The sequence below is a fragment of the Brevundimonas balnearis genome, assembly GCF_042434805.1.
Lineage (GTDB): Bacteria > Pseudomonadota > Alphaproteobacteria > Caulobacterales > Caulobacteraceae > Brevundimonas > Brevundimonas balnearis.
This window is the reverse complement of record NZ_JBHLSW010000003.1, coordinates 542,135-558,527: the sequence shown is the minus strand read 5'-3', so window position 1 is coordinate 558,527 and position 16,393 is coordinate 542,135. Positions and strand designations below refer to the sequence as shown.

Sequence of the window (16,393 nt, the reverse complement as noted above, 5' to 3'; positions counted from 1 at the left end):
CCGCGCGAAGTTGACAGGACCTCCCCCATGCGTGGCGACCCCGCGATCATCCGCACGCTCAACGGCATTCTGACCAATGAGCTGACGGCGGTGAACCAGTACTTCCTGCACGCCCGCATGTTCGAGAACTGGGGCCTGAAGCGCCTGGGCGAGATCGTCTACAAGGAATCGATCGGCGAGATGAAGCACGCCGACCTGCTCATCAAGCGGGTGCTGTTCCTGGACGGCCTTCCCAACCTGCAGGACCTGCACAAGCTCAAGATCGGCGAGAGCTGCGTGGAGTGTCTGCAGGCGGATCTGCAGCTGGAGCTGGACGGCCGCACCGCTCAGGTCGCCGCCATCGCCCAGTTCGAAGAGGCCAAGGACTACGTCAGCCGCGACATCCTGACCGACATCCTCAAGGACACCGAGGAGCATATCGACTTCCTCGAGACGCAGCTGCAACTGGTGGCCCAACTGGGCGAGCAGAACTACCTGCAGTCGGCGCTCGGCGAACTCACCGGCGAGACCTACTGAGGCGGAACCCCGTCGTGACCGCGGCCATTTCGTTCCCGAGCCTCAAGGGAGCGAGACGATGTGGCAGGACGCGACGGGCAGGGTGCGCAAGGCGCTGAACGCGGAGGGACGCGATCCCGGCCACGTGGCGCTGGGCGTCGTCGCCACGGTGGGGCTGGGCCTGCTGGCCAGCGCGGTCGCCACCCGGGTCGTGCCGCCGAGCCGGGGCAGGGCGGTGACCGAGCGGCCGCGCGGTCCGTTCGGCCTGATCCTGCCGGCGGTGCTGTCGGCCACCACGTTTTCGGCGCTCAGGGTCTGGAATGCGCCGCCGTCGTCGGATCGTGGCGCGGCCCTGCGGCTGTGGGGCGTGGCGCAGGTGGCCAATGCGCTGCTCCTGGCGCTTCGTCCGCGCTCCATGGCCGGTCAGATGACGGCCGCCATGACCAGCGCGGGCCTGGCGGCGGCCTTCGCCCACCGCGCCCGTCGCATCGACGAGACCTCCGGCAAGCTGGCGTCGCCCATCGGCGGCGGCGTGCGCATGGGCAACCGTATCGACAAGGCGGTCGAAGAGCAGCCGACCCTGCACTAGCGGGTCGGCCCCGGCGTCATGCGTCGGACCAAACCGCCAGCTCGCATCCGGCCGGATCGCGGAAGTGAAACCGCCGGCCGCCCGGGAAGTCGAATATCGGCTTCACGATCACGCCGCCGGCCGCCTCGACCCGGGCCTGCATGGCTTCGAGGTCGGAGGCGTACAGCACCGGGGTCGGCGGACCCTCGCCCGCGTCGCCGTCGAAGCCGCCTTCCAGGCCTTCGTCGAAAGCCATGTAGGTCGGCCCATAATCCTGGAATCGCCAGTCGAAGGCCTTGGCGTAGAACGCCCGGACCTCCGCCAGATTGGGGGCGCGGAACTCCAGATAATCCAGCTTGCCGTCGCGACGCATGTTCGTGTTCCCGTTTTGTTCAGGAATACGACGACCGGCGCGCTTTCGCAAGCGCGCCGGCCAACGGTCAGTTCAGCTCGGTGATCATCAGCGTGCCGGACGCCAGTCCGCCGCCATAGGTCCCCACCCAGATATCGTAGACCCCGCCCTGCGGATTGTTGAAATGGACGCGCGGATTGGACCCGTCGCCGCCGTCGTCGTCGCAGTACCAGCGCCCGTCCGGGCCATTGATGACCAGGGTCGTGTCCGTGTTTGACTGGACCTCGATCGTCAGCGGCCAGTTGCCCGCGCGATAGGTCAGCTCCACGTCGGCGGCGTTGCTGATGTAGCCCCGGCAGTTCGAGCTCACATCGTCCTGGGCGTTGATCGATCCGCCGGGCGTGACGCTGATGCGATAGGGATCCGGGTCGAACCCGGCGTTCAGCGTGATCGACCCCGAAACCGGCGACAGGCTGGTGTCCTGCGCGGCGGCCGGACCGGCCATGACCAGCATGGAAAAGGCCGCCATCGCGGCGAACTGAGTACGCATGAGAATCCCTCCCGTTCACGGCCCCCTTGCCGTTCGGCCTAACTAGAGGGAACGGCGTTCACTTCGCAACGCCGATTTTCTCTCTGGCCTCACAGGGTGCGCGCGATCAGCACCTTCATGATCTCGTTGGTGCCGCCGTAGATGCGCTGGACGCGGGCGTCCTTGTAGAGCTGGGCGATCGGATACTCGGTCATGTAGCCGTAGCCGCCGAACAGCTGGAGCATCTCGTCCAGCGTCTCGCCCTGGATGTCGGTGACCCAGTATTTGGCCATCGAGGCGGTGGCGGCGTCCAGCCTGCCGGCCAGGTGCAGCTCGATGCAACGGTCGACGAAGGCCTTGGCGACGGTCAGCTTGGTCTTGACCTCGGCCAGCTTGAACTGGGTGTTCTGGAAGTCGAGGATGCGCTTGCCGAAGGCCTTGCGCTCCTTGACGTAGGCCAGGGTGTGCTCCAGCCCGCGCTCGGCGGCCGCCAGGCCCTGAACCGCGATGTTCAGGCGCTCCTGTGGCAGCTGCTCCATCAGCTGATAGAAGCCGCGGCCCTCGGCCCCGCCGATGATGTTTTCGCCGGGCACCTTCACGTCGTTGAAGAACAGCTCGGAGGTGTCGTTGCCCTCCATGCCGATCTTGTGGAGGTTGCGGCCGCGTTCGAAGCCTTCCACGTTTTCACCGGGGGCGCCGTCGGTCTCGACGACGATCAGGGACACGCCCTTGGCCCCCTCGGCCGGATCGGTCTTGGCCACCACGATGATGAAGTTGGCCAGCTGGCCATTGGTGATGAAGGTCTTGGACCCGTTCACCACATACTGGTTGCCCTGCTTCAGGGCCGTGGTCTTCACGCCCTGAAGGTCGGAGCCCGCGCCCGGTTCGGTCATGGCGATCGCCCCGACCAGCTCGCCCGACGCCAGACGCGGCAGCCAGCGCTTCTTCTGCTCGTCGGTGCCGTAGTGCCAGATGTAGGGGGCGACGATGGCGTTGTGCAGCGAGATGCCGAAGTGGTCCGCGCCCTTCCAGCCCAGCTGGCGCATCAGCACGGTCTCATGGCGGTAATCGCCGCCCATGCCGCCGTCGGCCTCGGGCATGGACAGGCCCATCAGCCCGTCCTGACCGGCTTGCGTCCAGAGCTCGCGCGGCACCGAGCCGTTCTCCAGCCACGTCGCCACCTTCTCGGGCGGCGCATGCTCGTCGATCCACTTGGCGACGGAGTCGGAGAAGAGGGTGATCTCCTCCTCAAGCATGAAGTCGGGATCGGGCAGGTTCAGGACGTTCATGATCAGAACGCCGCCGCCGGGACGCTCATCAGCACGTCGGCGCCGGTCTTGAGCTTCTTCAGGTGGGCGCCGACGTCGGGCAGCATGCGCTCGACGAAGTAGCGGCCGGTGGCGATCTTGCCGGCGTAGAAGGGATCGCTCGAGCCCGCGTCGATCTGCTTCTGGGCGGCGACCGCCATCTGCGCCCAGACGTAGGCCAGTGCGGTCAGGCCGAAGATGTGCAGATAGTCGGTCGAGGCGGCGCCGGCGTTGTCCGGGTTCTGCATGCCGTTCTGCATCAGCCACATGGTGGCCTCCTGCAGCGCCTTCTTGGACTCGGCCAGGCCCTCGATGAAGGGCTTCACGGCCTCATTGCCGCTCTGTTCGTTCACGTAGGCGTCGATGTCGCCGAACCAACTCATGATGGCGCGGCCGCCGTTCTGGGGCAGCTTGCGGCCCACGAGGTCCAGCGCCTGGATGCCGTTGGCGCCCTCGTAGATCATGGTGATGCGCGCATCGCGCAGATACTGGCTGGCCGGGAAGTGCTCGGTGTAGCCAGATCCGCCGTGCACCTGCATCGCCAGGCTGGTGGCGTGGAAGCCGCGATCGGTCAGATAGGCCTTCACCACCGGGGTGATCAGCGCCATGTAGTCCTTGGCCTTGGTGGCGACCGCCTCGTCCTCGGAGCGCTGCAGATCGGCCTGGAGCGCGGTCCACAGCACGAAGCCCTGGCCGCCCTCGACGATGGCCTTGGCCTCCAGCAGCATGCGGCGCACGTCCGGGTGGACGATGATCGGGTCGGCCGGGCCGTCGGCGTTCTTCGGGCCGGTCAGGCTGCGGCCCTGCAGGCGGTCGTTGGCGAACTCCACGGCGGCCTGATAGGCGGCGGTGGCGATGGCGAGGCCCTGCAGGCCGGTGCCCAGGCGCGCCTCGTTCATCATGACGAACATGGCGGCCATGCCCTTGTTCTCCTGGCCCACCAGCCAGCCCTTGGCGCCTTCGTACTGCATGACGCAGGTGGCGTTGCCGTGGATGCCCATCTTGTGCTCAAGGCCCACGCACTCGACGCCGTTGCGTTCGCCCAGCGAGCCGTCGTCGTTGACCAAGAACTTGGGCACGACGAACAGGCTGATGCCCTTGATCCCCGCCGGCGCGCCCTCGATGCGGGCCAGCACCAGGTGGACGATGTTGTCGACGAAGTCGTGCTCGCCCGAGCTGATCCAGATCTTCTGGCCGGTGATCGAATAGCTGCCGTCCGCGTTCGGCACGGCCTTGGTGCGGATCAGGCCCAGGTCGGTGCCGCACTGGGGCTCGGTCAGGTTCATGGTGCCGCCCCACTCGCCGGTGGCCAGCTTGGGCAGGTATTTGGCCTTCTGCTCCGGGCTGCCGTTGGCGTGCAGCGCCTCGTAGCAGCCGTGGGTCAGGCCCGGGTACATGGAAAAGGCCGCGGACGCCGCGGCGGTGAACTGGCCGAAGGCCATGCCGACGATCGAGGGCATGCCCTGTCCGCCGAACTCCGGATCGCAGGTCAGGCTGGGCCAGCCGGCCTCGACCATCTGGTGATAGGCTTCCTTCCAGCCCGTGGGGCCGGTCACGACGCCGGCCTCGAGCTTGCAGCCCTCGGCGTCGCCGGTGCGGTTCAGCGGGGCGATGACCTCTTCCGCGAACTTGGCCCCTTCCTCCAGGATCTGCTGCACGAGGTCGGACGAGACCTCCGAGAAGCCCGCCTGATTGGTGTAGCGGTCGATCTCCAGCACCTCGTTCAGGAAGAACGTCAGGTCGCGGACGGGGGCCTTGTAGGGCATGGGTCAGGCTCTCGCTTTGAAGGCGTGATGGGTGTGGTTGGGATTCAGCCGCTGCTTCAGCAGATTGGCGTATTCGTCGGCGCCGGGCAGCAGATCGGGACGGAATTCGCCCAGGCGCGTCTCCATGACGCGGCAGGCCTCCTCGGCGGTCGCGATCGCCTCGTCCAGATCCTTCCGCTGCAGCTTCAGCTGCTCGATCTGGGCGCGGTGGCGGCGCAGGGCGACCGCCATCTGATGGGCGTTGTGATCCTTGTGGTCATAGAGATCCAGCATCTCCTGGATCTCGTGCAGCGTGAAGCCGATGCGCCGGCCGCGCAGGATCAGCTTCAGCCGCGCCCGGTCGCGGGCGTCGTACACGCGGCTCTGACCCTTGCGCGCGGGGCTGAGCAGGCCCTTGTCCTCATAGAAGCGCAGCGCCCGCGCCGTGGCCCCGAACTCGCGGCACAGTTGGCGGATCGTGTAGGTGCGATGGTCGTCGGCGCTCGCCATGCGCGCTTCATAACTTGACGCGGACGTAAAGGGAAGGTTCTTGAGGCGCGGCATCCGCGACACCGCCGTCTAAAGAACGCCGTGCGTTTTCGCCTCCCGGTTGACCGCGCCCGTGCGGTTCTCCATCACCAACAGGCGCCTGAGTTTGGAGACGACCCGACGATGAACATGATGGCCAACCTGCGACGTGACCTGAAGTTCGCAGGCGGCCTTCGTCGGCTGCTGCAACGCATCAAGCCCATCCGGATGGACAGCCCCGATCTCGTCTGCGACGACTTCGAGGAGGTTTGCGACCAGTTTCCGGACAACGTCGCGCTCGAGGACGAGACGCGCAAGGTCACCTATCGCGAGCTCGACAGCCTCGCGAACCGATTCGGTCACTGGGCGCGGGGCAGGGGGCTGCGGCGCTCCGACGTCGTCGCCCTGATGATGCACAACCGCATCGAGTACATCGCCGCCTGGCTGGGGCTCTCCAAGGTCGGCGTGCCGTGCGCCCTGATCAACACCAACCTGTCGGGCGCGCCGCTGGCGCATTGCCTGAACCTGGTGGCGGCCTCTCAGATCATCTGCGACGCGGAATGCGCCGACGCCATCGAAACGGCGCGCCCCATGGCGGCCAAGACCCTCTCGCTCTGGGTGCTGGGGCTCGGCGCGGCGGACGAGACGGGCGACCGCCGCAGCCTGGAGGCCGGTGTTCGCGGCGCATCCTCGGTTCGCCCGGCCCGCCTGGTCCGCGAGGGGCTGACCAACAAGGACGTGGCGCTCTACATCTACACCTCCGGCACCACGGGGCTGCCGAAGGCGGCCAAGATCATCCACGCCCGGGCCCGCACCTACATGCGCGCCTTCGCCGGCGCGACGGCGTCGACGGCCAAGGACCGGGTCTTCAACGTCCTGCCGCTCTACCACTCCACGGGCGGCCTGGTCGGGGTGGGATCGACCCTGCTGAACGGCGGGGCCGTGATCATCCGCAGGAAGTTCTCGGCCGGGTCCTTCTGGGCCGACGTCGCGGCCAGCGGGGCGACGACCTTCGTCTATATCGGCGAACTGTGCCGTTATCTGGTGAACAGTCCCCAGCATCCGGACGAGCGGGCCCATAAGCTGCGGCTCGCCTTCGGCAACGGCCTGCGCCCCGAGGTGTGGGACGAGTTCAAGTCGCGGTTCGGCATCCGCGAGATCCTCGAGTTCTACGGCTCGACCGAAGGCAACGTCTCGCTCTTCAACTTCGACGGCCGCGCGGGCGCGATCGGCCGGGTTCCTTGGTTCGTCAAGCGGCAGATCAACATCCGCCTGGTGGCGTTCGACGTGGACACCGAGGAGCCCGTCCGCGCGGCGAACGGGCTGTGCATCCCCGTCGGCGTGGGTCAGGTCGGCGAGGCGATCGGGCTGATCGGCGAGGACACGCGTCACAGCTATTCCGGCTACGCCGACGCGGCCGCTTCGAAGAAGAAGGTGCTGGAGGACGTGTTCCAGCGCGGCGACCGCTGGTTCAGGACCGGCGATCTGATGCGTCAGGACTCCGACGGCTATTTCTATTTCATCGACCGGGTCGGCGACACCTTCCGCTGGAAGGGGGAGAATGTGTCGACGACGGAGGTTCAGGAGCGCCTGAGCGCCGCGCCGGGCGTCGAGGAGGCCGTCGTCTACGGCGTCTCCGTGCCGGGCTACGACGGCAAGGCGGGCATGGCGGCCCTCATCCTCGACGGGCGTTTCGGGGCCCAGGCCTTCGCCGACTGGGTGGGGCAGGAGCTGCCCGCCTATGCCCAACCGGTGTTCGTCCGGATTCTGAAGTCGGCCGACACGACGGGTACGTTCAAGTATCGCAAGACCGACCTGATCGCGGAGGGTTTCGACCCCGCCCTGGCCGGGTCCGGCCTGTACGTGCGTGGCGGCAGGGCGGGCTACCAGAAGCTGACGCCGGCGACGCACGCGGCGATCCTCGAGGGGACTTTCAGACTCTAGAGTCCGAGGGCTTCGGCGGGTTGTCGCCGAACCCGCCGTCGCGAACGAAAACGGCCGGGCTTTCGCCCGGCCGTTCCGCGTTCACATGAACCTCGAAGGGCTCAGTAGCTGACGCGCAGGGTGACGCCGTAGGTCCGCGGCGCGCCCAGGAAAGCGTCATAGGTCAGGGTGTCGCCGGCGGGCACATAGTACTGGCCCTGGGCGTTCGGCGTGGACTGGAAGGCCGAGCCTTGCAGGAAGGCGTTGTAGGCCACCTGAGTGTATTCCTCGTCCAGCAGGTTCTGCGCCCACAGGTCGATGGCCCACCGATCGTTCTCGGCGCCGATGGTGATGCGGCCGTTCACCGTGGTGAAGGCGTCCTGCGACTTGAACGGCAGCAGGTCGGAGCCGGTGTTGTATTCGCTGACGTACTTGGCCGACAGGTTGAACCCGCCGCGCAGGCCCGAGCCCAGCGAACGCTCGTAGTTCATCGCCAGCGAGCCGGACCATTCCGGCGCGAACGACGGCCGCGCGCCCGGCAGCAGAGACAGCTGGCCGAAGTTGCCCGGGATGGCCAGGTCGGCGGCCGTGAAGTCGCCATATCGCGCGTCGGTGTAGGTCAGGCCGCCCTGCATGGTCAGACCCTCGAAGGGGCTGAACCAGACGAAGTCCATGTCGACGCCCTTGCTGGTCAGCTCCGGGATCGACTCCACCACGAAGGCGGTGCCGAGGAAGGTGTTCAGCTGGAAGTCTTCGAACGACTGGTCGAAGTAGGTGGCGTTGAACAGCAGGGAGCCGTTGAAGAGCGTGGACTTGAAGCCCGCCTCATAGGCCTCGACGATCTCGGACGGGAACAGCAGCGAAGCCGTCGGCGTCACGCCGGCCTGCACGCGGTCCATGTTGAAGCCGAAGCTCTTGTAGCCGCGCGCGTACGAGGCGTAGAGCATCAGGCCCTCGATCGGGCGCCAGCTGGTCTTGAAGGTGCCGGTCGCCTCATTGGCTTCGGCGTCCTCGGCGACACGACGGTTGTTGTACAGCGGGTTGGTCCAGGGCAGGCACATCCGGCCGATGATCGAACCGCCGGTGACAGCGCCGAAGGTCCCGTTGATCAGGGCGGCGTTGCCGAGCGTGCCGGCGCAGGCGAGCTGCGCCGCGCCGAGGTTCTGCTGCAGGCCCCGGATCGCCTTCTCGTCCCAGGTGTAGCGCAGGCCCACCGTCACGTCCCAGGTGTCGGTCAGACGGAAGGTGTTGTTGGTGAACAGGGCGAAGGTGTCCGAGCTCTGGTCGTACACGTCACGCAGCGACTGGCCGGCGACGATGTTCGGACCGCGCGGACCCGCGGCCCCGCCGGTGGCGAGACAGGTCTGCAGGCCGAGCGCGGTCTGTCCGGCCGCGCTGAAGCAGGGCAGGCTGTTCGGGCTGACCGCGAAGGCCGGCACGGCGGCGTTCAGCGCGGAGGTCAGCTGCAGCGACAGGATCGGCGCGTAGTCGGAGCCGAGATAGAAGGTGTCCCGACGCTGGATGTTCTCCTTGCTGATGTACATGCCCAGCAGCCAGTCGGCGCGGTCGCTGGTTCCAGCCAGGCGGAACTCCTGGGTGAAGTTGTCCAGGTCGGTGCCGAAGTCTCCGTCGGCTACGCGATAGGCGATGTCCGCGCCGGAGAAGTCGGTGTCCTGACCGTTGACCGTCGACCATTCCCGGAACGAGGTGATCGAGGTGAACCGGGCGTTCCAGGCGTCGATATCGACGTTGACCTCGCCCGACACGCCGTAGTCCTCGATCTCCTGCTCGGTGGACCGGTTGGCGTAGGCCTGGCGGGTGAACGCGTTGCGGCCGAAGCCGGGCGTCGCCGGGGCGACGCCAGTGCCGTTGGTGGTCAGCAGGTCGACCAGAGCGGCCGTCGGGCCGGAACGGACCTGGACGCCGACGCAGCAGTATTCGTCCCGCTTGGTGTAGTCGGCGATGAACCGGATCGAGGTCGCGTCGTTCGGCAGCCACAGCAGCTGGCCGCGCGCGGTCCAGTAGTCCTGGTTGGCGTCGTCGGTTTCCGTGCGCGGGCCGTCGCCGACGTCGATGTCGTAGAAGCCGTCACGCTGGCGCGCCGCCACATAGATGCGGCCGGCGAGCTGTTCGCTGAGCGGACCCGTCGCCGAGCCGGCGATCCCGAAGGCGCCGTAGTTGCCGGCGGTCAGTTCGGCTTCGAAGCCCGGGGTGAAGGACGGGGCCTCGGTGATGATATTGATGACGCCGGCGGAGGTGTTCTTGCCGAACAGGGTGCCTTGCGGCCCCTTCAGCACCTCGATGCGCTGCAGCTCGCCCAGGTCGCCGAACGACACCGAGTTGCGCGACCGGTACACGCCGTCGATGACGATGCCGACCGAGCTCTCCAGGCCCGGGTTGTCGCCCACCGTGCCGACGCCGCGGATACGCGCGGTGGTCGAGGCTTCGGTCGTGGTCGAGGTGACCTGCAGGCCCGGGGTCAGGATCTGGAGATCCTTGATGTCGGCGACGCCGGCCGCTTCAAGCAGCTCCTCGGAGATGGTCGTGACCACCACCGGGACTTCCTGAAGGCTCTGTTCGCGCAGCTGCGCGGTGACGATGATCTCGTCGACCGTCGTGACCTGCCCATCCTGGGCCTGCGCCGCGCCGCCGGCGGCGATCAGTCCGATGCCGACCGCGGCGGTCGACACCGTCGTACGAAGAATCCGGTTGAAGCGCATGTGTGCGTCCCCGCTCCTGATGAGGCCAGATGGCCTGTGCGTTCCTGCCTAAAGCCGCGCCTTCTTTCGAATCCGGACGCGCGCCCTGGAACCTTTGGCGTAGTCCAAGGCCGTGTCACCGACAAGAAATCCGACCCTCGGCTCGCCCTGAATCCGCCTCAGATGACGCAGGTGTGACGCGAAAGCGACAAAAAGGATTACCTGGCGTCAAGGTCCGAGGGTTCGCTGGCTCGCCGGGGTGATCTCGCCAGCACCAGGGCGCCGAGGATCGCGGACACGATCGAGCCGCCCAGAACGCCCAGCTTCACCTGGACCTGCTCCGGCGAGTCGATCGGGCCGGGGAAGGCGAGGGCGCCGATGAACAGGCTCATCGTGAAGCCGACGCCGCACAGCAGGCTGACGCCGTAGACCTGTGCCCAGGTGGCGCCGCGCGGCTTGGCCCCGATCCTGAGCGCCGACGCCAGCCAGGCCATCCCGAACACGCCGATCTGCTTGCCGACGAACAGGCCGAGCGCGATGCCGAGCACGAGCGGCGTGAGGAGGGCCTCCAGGTTCACGCCCTGGAACGAGACCCCCGCCTTGGAGAAGGCGAAGATCGGCAGGACGACATAGGCGACGTAGGGGTGCAGTTCGTGCATCGCCTCCTTCAGCGGGCTCTCCTGGCCCTCCTTGCGGGCGTTGACCGGGACGATCAGCGCGAACGCCACCGCCGCGAGCGAGGTCGACAGCTCCGCCTGCACCGTGAACCACCAGACCAGGGCGAAACCCAGCACCCAGAACGGCGGCGTGATCCGCCACCGGGAAATGACGGCTCCGACCCCCAGAAGGCCGACAGCGATCAGGAGCGGCTGAAGCTGGACGCCGCCGCTGAACAGGACCGCGATCAGGGCGATGGCCCCGAGGTCGTCGACGATCGCCAGGGTCAGCAGGAACACCCTCAGCGAGGTCGGCAGCTTGCGCGCCACCATGGCGAAGACCGCCAGGGCGAAGGCGATGTCCGTGGCCAGCGGGATCGGCCACCCCTGACTCGGCCCGTCGAAGGCGTTCGAGAAGGCCAGATAGACGGCGGCCGGCGCGATCATGCCGCCGATCGCGGCCAGCACGGGGGTGGCCAGCCGGCGCGGGTCGCTGAGCTCGCCCTTCAGAATTTCGTATTTGATCTCCAGGCCGACGACGAGGAAGAAGATCGCCATCAGGCCTTCCTTGACCCAGTCCGACAGCGGCATCGTCAGGGCGATCGGACCCAGTTGCAGCGTCTGGTAGCCCTTCAGGAAGGCGAAGTACTGGTCTGACAGGGCGGAGTTCGCCACGATCAGGGCGATCAGGGCGGCGACGCCGAGCACCGCGCCCGACGCGGCTTCGGTCTTGAGGAATTCGAGCGTGATCCTGCGCGCCAAGGCGAGCCTCCCAGAGATTTCATCGACAGTCGCGACGGCCGGTTATCGACGGCCGCCAGACCGGTTCCGGTTCGCAAACTGACGCGCGCACCGCCCGGCCGGACCCTCCGGCGCCGCCGAACGGCGGGATCGGGCCCGATCTCTGCGGCGCAGCATAGCGTGCAGGAACGGCGGTTCAACGAAAACCGACGCTTGCGGCGCGAGCTTTCGGGTCGCATGTGCGGTCGATGCCGGTTTCAGACTCCTATCGCCCCGAGCCCCGTTTCGCCGCCCTCGGCGGGGATTACGGCGACCCGGTGCGGCCGGCGGACTTCCCCGAGACCCGGCTGAGATTCAGGAACGATCGCGCCGCCGCGACGGTCGGTCTGGACGCCCTGACCGACGAGGAGTGGATCAAGGGCTTCGGTCGGTTCGAACCGCTTCCGGGACAGCCGGGCCCGCTGGCCATGCGCTACCACGGGCACCAGTTCCGGACCTACAACCCCGATCTCGGCGATGGACGGGGCTTTCTGGCGGCGCAGCTGCGCGACGATGCCGGACGACTGCTGGACCTCGGGACCAAGGGCTCGGGGCAGACGCCCTGGTCGCGCGGGGCTGACGGGCGGCTGACGCTCAAGGGCGGCGTGCGCGAGGTGCTGGCCGCGACGATGCTGGAGACCCTCGGCGTGCCGACCAGCCGGGCCTTCAGCCTGATCGAGACCGGCGAGGCGCTGCAGCGGGGCGACGAGCCCTCGCCGACCCGGTCCGCCGTGCTCGTGCGGCTGTCGCACAGCCACGTCCGCTTCGGGACCTTCCAGCGCGCCGCCTATCTCGGTCGGACCGACATGCTCGAGGCGCTGGTCGAGCATGCGCGGACCCTCTACCACCCCGGCGTCGCGGCGGGGGATGCCGCCGGCCTCCTGTCCGCCGTGGTCCAGGCGTCGGCGCGGCTGGCCGCGCGATGGGTGGCGGCGGGCTTTGTCCACGGCGTGCTGAACACCGACAATCTGAACGTCACCGGGGAGAGTTTCGACTACGGCCCTTGGCGCTTCCTGCCCCGCTACGAGCCCGGCTTCACCGCCGCCTATTTCGACCAGTTCGGCCTCTACGCCTTCGCGCGCCAGCCCGAGGCCGTGTTCTGGGCGCTGACGCAACTGGCCGGAGCCTTGAAGCCCCTGTCGGACGCCGAGACGCTGACGGCGGCGCTCAACGGTTTCGGGCCGGCCTACATCGGCGAGCTCAGGACCGCCTTCCTCATGCGGCTCGGGGTGAAGAGCGTCGGAGAGGCGGCGGACCAGAGGCTGGTCGACACGACGCTGGCTCTGCTGCGCGCCGGCGGGGACGCCCTGCGCTGGGAGCCCTTGTTCTTCGACTGGTTCTCCGGCTTTGCGTCATCGGAGCGCGCCCTGCGCGGGCCCCGACGCGGGGTCTATCAGGGCGAGGCGTTCGACGCCTTCCGCTTCGCCCTGTTCGAGCACGAACCAGATCGGCCGGAACGGCTGGAGGCGGACGTTTTCCGCGCCGCCGAGCCCGAGGAGATGCTGATCGACGAGGTCGAGGCCATCTGGTCCGCCATCGACCGCGACGACGACTGGACCGTGTTCAACACGAAGCTCGACCGGCTCGGGGCCGCGGGGATCGCTTACGACTTCGAGGCCCGACAGCGATCCGAGCAGTAGCGGACCTGGTCCCAGTCGCGGGCCCATTTCTTTCGCCAAGCGAAGGGGCGGGCGCAGGCGGCGCAGACCTTCGTGGGCAGGTCCGCCTTCGCGGGCACCTTGCCCTGATTGACGTGCTTGCGCCCCATCAGGCGGCGCGGTCCTGGCCCTGTTGCTCGGCGTCGAAGGCCGTGCGCGCGTCGGTGATCGCCACCCGGTTCTGGTCCGCCCAGGCCACCAGGGCGCGGACCGGCTCCAGCAGCGTCAGGCCGATGGGGGTCAGGGCGTAATCCACCCGGGGCGGCGTTGTGGCCTGGACGCTGCGGGCGACCAGACCGTCCCGTTCCAGCCCCCGCAGGGTCAGGGTCAGCATCCGCTGCGAGATGCCCTCGACCGACCGGCGCAGCTCGTTGAAGCGCAGGGGCCCTTCAGCGAGATAGCCGACGATCAGCAGGCTCCATTTGTCGCCCACACGGTTCAGAACCTCGCGCACGGCGAGGCAGGCCTGATCGTCGATGTCGGGGCTGTTCGGGCAAATGGCCGACGGCTTCTGCGGAAAGCGTTGCGGTAACATTTTTGTGCCTTCTTGCACTGCGACATGGCCGCTCTGACCTAGGGGCGGTCACAAACATATACCAGTCCCCCGAATCCTCCCATGCGTGCTCTCAACGCCTCGAACCTGACGACCACCCCGCGCCGCGCCCGCCTGCGCGCGACCCAGATCAACATGGCCCTGTGGACCTTCCAGGGCTGGCTGGCCATGTTCTTCACGGCCGCTGGGTACGCGAAGCTCACCGAACCGATGGCGAACCTCGAGGCGCTGCTGGGCTGGGCCGAGGGCGCGCCGGCGTGGCTCGTGCGCGGAACCGGGGGCCTGGAGATCGTCGTCGGCCTCCTGGTCTTGGCGCCCTTGGCGTCATGGAAACTGGGCCGGACGCCCATGCTGGCCGCCGCCGCCATGGCCGCGGCGTTGTCGCTGATCATGTTCGGCGTTCACCTGATGCGGCTCGAGTGGGCCGGCGCCGTGGTGAATGCGGCGCTGTTCGCGCTGGCGGCCACGGTCGTGAAGGGCCGTTCCGTCTGACGGCACGCCGTTCTGCAACCCCGCGGCGGGTTCGTCCGTTGCGGGGCCATGCGACTCACCACCCTTCACATTCTGGCCGGCCTGGCCGCCGCCGTGGCGCTTCTGTTCGCCTTCATCGCGGCGGGGGCCGGCGCGGCGGCCTTCCTCATTGCGGTCGGAGCCGCCGCGCTGCTGGTCTGGCTGGTGTACAGCCTGGCCAGACGGCGCATCTCGCGGACGCGAAATAACACTGCTTGAACATCGCGGGGGCCGCCCCTATCCTTTCGCCCCGATCGCTCACGCCCAGCGGTCGGGGTGTTCGGCCTTAACGAGTTCCCTTTCTTTTTCGGGCGTCAGACGGAAACCCACGTCACAATGGAAAAAGTGCCGATGACGGCCGAGGGCTATCGCGTCCTCGACGATCAACTGAAGCAATTGAAGTCGGTGGAGCGGCCCAGCGTCATCGCCGCGATCGCCGAGGCGCGCGCGCACGGCGACCTGTCGGAGAACGCCGAGTACCACGCCGCCAAGGAGCGCCAGGGCTGGATCGAGGGCCAGATCGCCGAGATCGAGGACAAGATCAGCCGCGCCCAGGTGATCGACGTCTCCAAGCTGAACGGGTCGCAGGTCAAGTTCGGCGCCACCGTGACGGTCGTGGACGAGGACACCGAGGAAGAGCACCGCTATCAGATCGTCGGCGAGCATGAGGCGGACGTGAAGTCCGGCCGCATCTCCATCGCCAGCCCCATCGCCCGCGCCCTGATCTCCAAGGAGGCCGGCGACGTGGTCGAGGTGAACACGCCCGGCGGCGTCAAGGCGTACGAAATCCTCAAGGTCGAGTGGATCTGACCCAGGGGTCTCCCCTTCGCGTGCGGGTCGTCACCGACGGCCGCGCGGGCATCGAGAACCAGGCGCTCGGGCTGGCCGAGGCGATCGCGCGGCTGGCGCCGGCCGAGATCGATGTGCGTCGGGTCGCCTGGCGCGAACCTTTCGACGGCCTTCCCGCGCGCGCCAAGCGTCTGTCGATGCTGGCGCTCGGCGCCGATGCGCTCGATCCGGGCTGCGACCTGTGGATCGGCTGCGGTCGCGCGAGCCTTCCCTTGTCCATTCGGGCCAAACGGCAGGCGGCGGGCCCTTTCGTCGTGCAGGTGCAGGATCCGCGGCTTCCGCCGAAGCTGTTCGACATGGTGGTGGCGCCGGCGCATGACCGGCTGGACGGCGACAACGTGCTGGAGATCATCGGCTCGCCGCACCGGGTCACGCCCGAGCGGCTGGCCGAGGCCGCTTCCGCGTTCGCGCGACGCATCGATCCGCTTCCCCGGCCCCGGATCGCCGCCATGATCGGCGGGCGGTCGAAGGCGTTCGATCTGACGGCGGCGCACGCCGGCCGGCTGGGCCGACGGATCGCCGACGCGGTCGCCGCCGCCCAAGGATCCCTTATGCTGACCTATTCCCGCCGCACGCCGGAGGCGGCCAGGGCGGCGATGTCGGCCGTGCTGGCCGAAACGCCCGGCTGGATCTGGGACGGGGAGGGCGAGAACCCCCTGTTCGCCTTCCTGAGCGCCGCCGACCACATCCTGGTGACCGAGGACAGCGCCAACATGGCGACGGAGGCGGCCTCGACGGGCAAACCCGTGCACCTGCTGCCCATGGTTCCGCTGCGGCGCGCGCCCAAGTTCGAGCGGCTCAGGACCAGTCTTTCGGAGGCCGGCGCCGCGCGCCCGTTCGCGGAGCCGCTTCAGACGTGGACCTATGTGCCGCTCGACGAGACCCGTCGCGCCGCCGTGGCCGCGCTCGAGGCCTATCGCGCGCGTCGGTGACTAGTCGCCGCCGCCCCCGCCGCCATCCCCGCCGTCGGAGCCGTCAAAGCCGGAGTCCTTGGACTTGCCGCCCGTATCCGACATGACGGGATAGACGGCCGCGCCGTCGCCGCCGTCGCGTCGCCCCCGGGTCTGCTTGATCCTGGCGTCCATCGCCGCGCCGATCGCCACGCCGACGGCGACGCCCACCGCCAGCCAGACCGCCAGATTGTCCGTCGCCAGCCCGACCGCCGCGCCGATGCCCGCCCCCAGCGCCAGACCCACGCCCAGGCGGGTGGTGGGCGGGGGATTTTCCACATCGGCCATGTC

General features: G+C 68.2%; 18 protein-coding genes. 8 read left to right on the top strand and 10 right to left on the bottom strand.

All coding sequences use genetic code 11. The features are described 5' to 3' along the window. The first annotated feature begins 27 nt into the window (after nucleotides 1-27). Together bfr and ACFFGE_RS03885 are read left to right on the top strand one after the other, a co-directional pair. Nucleotides 28-516, top strand: a complete 489-nt coding sequence (bfr, locus tag ACFFGE_RS03890) for a bacterioferritin (protein WP_376834482.1) — start codon at nucleotides 28-30, stop codon at nucleotides 514-516. A gap of 58 nt (nucleotides 517-574) precedes the next feature. Next, the gene (locus ACFFGE_RS03885; RefSeq protein WP_376834480.1) at nucleotides 575-1,084 is read left to right on the top strand and encodes a TspO protein; all 510 of its coding nucleotides are present in this window, start codon (nucleotides 575-577) and stop codon (nucleotides 1,082-1,084) included. A 16-nt stretch (nucleotides 1,085-1,100) separates the two neighbouring features. Here ACFFGE_RS03885 and ACFFGE_RS03880 read toward each other — a convergent pair whose 3' ends face one another. The 5 genes from ACFFGE_RS03880 to ACFFGE_RS03860 all read right to left on the bottom strand — a co-directional run bounded on the left by ACFFGE_RS03880 (nucleotide 1,101) and on the right by ACFFGE_RS03860 (nucleotide 5,506). Then, on the bottom strand, nucleotides 1,101-1,436 hold the full coding sequence (locus tag ACFFGE_RS03880) for a VOC family protein (protein ID WP_376834478.1): 336 nt from the start codon (nucleotides 1,434-1,436) through the stop codon (nucleotides 1,101-1,103). A 67-nt stretch (nucleotides 1,437-1,503) separates the two neighbouring features. Further along, complete coding sequence (locus ACFFGE_RS03875; RefSeq protein WP_376834475.1) at nucleotides 1,504-1,965, bottom strand: peptidase S1; 462 nt, start codon at nucleotides 1,963-1,965, stop codon at nucleotides 1,504-1,506. A gap of 89 nt (nucleotides 1,966-2,054) precedes the next feature. Then, the gene (locus tag ACFFGE_RS03870) at nucleotides 2,055-3,233 is read right to left on the bottom strand and encodes an acyl-CoA dehydrogenase family protein (RefSeq protein WP_376834473.1); all 1,179 of its coding nucleotides are present in this window, start codon (nucleotides 3,231-3,233) and stop codon (nucleotides 2,055-2,057) included. Between the two features lie 2 nt (nucleotides 3,234-3,235). After that, the gene (locus ACFFGE_RS03865) at nucleotides 3,236-5,017 is read right to left on the bottom strand and encodes an acyl-CoA dehydrogenase C-terminal domain-containing protein (protein WP_376834471.1); all 1,782 of its coding nucleotides are present in this window, start codon (nucleotides 5,015-5,017) and stop codon (nucleotides 3,236-3,238) included. Nucleotides 5,018-5,020: 3 nt separating this feature from the next. Beyond that, on the bottom strand, nucleotides 5,021-5,506 hold the full coding sequence (locus ACFFGE_RS03860) for a MerR family transcriptional regulator (protein WP_376834469.1): 486 nt from the start codon (nucleotides 5,504-5,506) through the stop codon (nucleotides 5,021-5,023). A gap of 162 nt (nucleotides 5,507-5,668) precedes the next feature. Here ACFFGE_RS03860 and ACFFGE_RS03855 point away from each other — a divergent pair, with 162 nt between their 5' ends. Continuing rightward, nucleotides 5,669-7,468: a long-chain-acyl-CoA synthetase gene (locus tag ACFFGE_RS03855; RefSeq protein WP_376834467.1), complete on the top strand. Its 1,800-nt coding sequence runs from the start codon at nucleotides 5,669-5,671 to the stop codon at nucleotides 7,466-7,468. Between the two features lie 101 nt (nucleotides 7,469-7,569). Here the strand turns inward: ACFFGE_RS03855 and ACFFGE_RS03850 are convergent, their stop codons facing one another. Then, nucleotides 7,570-10,167 (bottom strand): TonB-dependent receptor, encoded by a 2,598-nt coding sequence (locus ACFFGE_RS03850; RefSeq protein WP_376834465.1) that lies wholly within the window; start codon nucleotides 10,165-10,167, stop codon nucleotides 7,570-7,572. 197 nt (nucleotides 10,168-10,364) lie between these two features. After that, nucleotides 10,365-11,564 carry a Na+/H+ antiporter NhaA gene (gene nhaA / locus ACFFGE_RS03845; RefSeq protein WP_376834464.1) on the bottom strand — a complete coding sequence of 400 codons (1,200 nt, stop codon included), beginning with the start codon at nucleotides 11,562-11,564 and terminating at the stop codon, nucleotides 10,365-10,367. A gap of 227 nt (nucleotides 11,565-11,791) precedes the next feature. On the opposite strand from nhaA, the gene ACFFGE_RS03840 reads away from it, so the two are divergent. Further along, nucleotides 11,792-13,222, top strand: coding sequence for a protein adenylyltransferase SelO (locus ACFFGE_RS03840; RefSeq protein WP_376834462.1), 1,431 nt, complete (start codon nucleotides 11,792-11,794; stop codon nucleotides 13,220-13,222). Here the strand turns inward: ACFFGE_RS03840 and ACFFGE_RS03835 are convergent. Both ACFFGE_RS03835 and ACFFGE_RS03830 read right to left on the bottom strand, forming a co-directional pair. Beyond that, nucleotides 13,186-13,350, bottom strand: a complete 165-nt coding sequence (locus ACFFGE_RS03835; RefSeq protein WP_376834460.1) for a DUF2256 domain-containing protein — start codon at nucleotides 13,348-13,350, stop codon at nucleotides 13,186-13,188. The genes ACFFGE_RS03840 and ACFFGE_RS03835 overlap by 37 nt on opposite strands. Next, entirely contained in the window at nucleotides 13,350-13,775 is a 426-nt protein-coding gene (locus tag ACFFGE_RS03830) for a winged helix-turn-helix transcriptional regulator (protein ID WP_376834458.1), read from the bottom strand. The genes ACFFGE_RS03835 and ACFFGE_RS03830 overlap by 1 nt, the downstream gene beginning before the upstream one ends. An 81-nt stretch (nucleotides 13,776-13,856) precedes the next feature. On the opposite strand from ACFFGE_RS03830, the gene ACFFGE_RS03825 reads away from it, so the two are divergent. From ACFFGE_RS03825 to ACFFGE_RS03810, 4 genes are all read left to right on the top strand, one after another. Beyond that, a complete protein-coding gene (locus tag ACFFGE_RS03825; RefSeq protein ID WP_376834456.1) occupies nucleotides 13,857-14,285 on the top strand; it encodes a DoxX family protein in 429 nt (142 codons plus the stop codon). Between the two features lie 48 nt (nucleotides 14,286-14,333). Continuing rightward, a complete protein-coding gene (locus ACFFGE_RS03820; protein ID WP_376834454.1) occupies nucleotides 14,334-14,522 on the top strand; it encodes a hypothetical protein in 189 nt (62 codons plus the stop codon). A 117-nt stretch (nucleotides 14,523-14,639) separates the two neighbouring features. Continuing rightward, the gene (gene greA, locus ACFFGE_RS03815; protein ID WP_376834452.1) at nucleotides 14,640-15,113 is read left to right on the top strand and encodes a transcription elongation factor GreA; all 474 of its coding nucleotides are present in this window, start codon (nucleotides 14,640-14,642) and stop codon (nucleotides 15,111-15,113) included. A gap of 20 nt (nucleotides 15,114-15,133) precedes the next feature. Beyond that, nucleotides 15,134-16,084, top strand: a complete 951-nt coding sequence (locus ACFFGE_RS03810; protein WP_376834450.1) for a mitochondrial fission ELM1 family protein — start codon at nucleotides 15,134-15,136, stop codon at nucleotides 16,082-16,084. On the opposite strand, the gene ACFFGE_RS03805 is transcribed toward ACFFGE_RS03810, so the two are convergent. After that, nucleotides 16,085-16,390: a glycine zipper domain-containing protein gene (locus ACFFGE_RS03805; RefSeq protein WP_376834448.1), complete on the bottom strand. Its 306-nt coding sequence runs from the start codon at nucleotides 16,388-16,390 to the stop codon at nucleotides 16,085-16,087. It abuts the gene before it with no gap. Nucleotides 16,391-16,393: the final 3 nt, after the last annotated feature.

Bases quoted from the DNA above. Each gene is read 5' to 3' on its own strand.
- ACFFGE_RS03865 (WP_376834471.1), bottom strand. From the start codon at position 5,017: ATGCCCTACAAGGCCCCCGTCCGCGACCTGACGTTCTTCCTGAACGAG.
- ACFFGE_RS03840 (WP_376834462.1), top strand. From the start codon at position 11,792: ATGCCGGTTTCAGACTCCTATCGCCCCGAGCCCCGTTTCGCCGCCCTC.
- ACFFGE_RS03805 (WP_376834448.1), bottom strand. From the start codon at position 16,390: ATGGCCGATGTGGAAAATCCCCCGCCCACCACCCGCCTGGGCGTGGGT.
- ACFFGE_RS03875 (WP_376834475.1), bottom strand. From the start codon at position 1,965: ATGCGTACTCAGTTCGCCGCGATGGCGGCCTTTTCCATGCTGGTCATG.
- bfr (WP_376834482.1), top strand. From the start codon at position 28: ATGCGTGGCGACCCCGCGATCATCCGCACGCTCAACGGCATTCTGACC.
- greA (WP_376834452.1), top strand. From the start codon at position 14,640: ATGGAAAAAGTGCCGATGACGGCCGAGGGCTATCGCGTCCTCGACGAT.
- ACFFGE_RS03880 (WP_376834478.1), bottom strand. From the start codon at position 1,436: ATGCGTCGCGACGGCAAGCTGGATTATCTGGAGTTCCGCGCCCCCAAT.
- ACFFGE_RS03830 (WP_376834458.1), bottom strand. From the start codon at position 13,775: ATGTTACCGCAACGCTTTCCGCAGAAGCCGTCGGCCATTTGCCCGAAC.
- ACFFGE_RS03870 (WP_376834473.1), bottom strand. From the start codon at position 3,233: ATGAACGTCCTGAACCTGCCCGATCCCGACTTCATGCTTGAGGAGGAG.
- ACFFGE_RS03860 (WP_376834469.1), bottom strand. From the start codon at position 5,506: ATGGCGAGCGCCGACGACCATCGCACCTACACGATCCGCCAACTGTGC.
- ACFFGE_RS03885 (WP_376834480.1), top strand. From the start codon at position 575: ATGTGGCAGGACGCGACGGGCAGGGTGCGCAAGGCGCTGAACGCGGAG.
- ACFFGE_RS03835 (WP_376834460.1), bottom strand. From the start codon at position 13,350: ATGGGGCGCAAGCACGTCAATCAGGGCAAGGTGCCCGCGAAGGCGGAC.
- ACFFGE_RS03825 (WP_376834456.1), top strand. From the start codon at position 13,857: ATGCGTGCTCTCAACGCCTCGAACCTGACGACCACCCCGCGCCGCGCC.
- ACFFGE_RS03855 (WP_376834467.1), top strand. From the start codon at position 5,669: ATGAACATGATGGCCAACCTGCGACGTGACCTGAAGTTCGCAGGCGGC.
- ACFFGE_RS03820 (WP_376834454.1), top strand. From the start codon at position 14,334: ATGCGACTCACCACCCTTCACATTCTGGCCGGCCTGGCCGCCGCCGTG.
- ACFFGE_RS03850 (WP_376834465.1), bottom strand. From the start codon at position 10,167: ATGCGCTTCAACCGGATTCTTCGTACGACGGTGTCGACCGCCGCGGTC.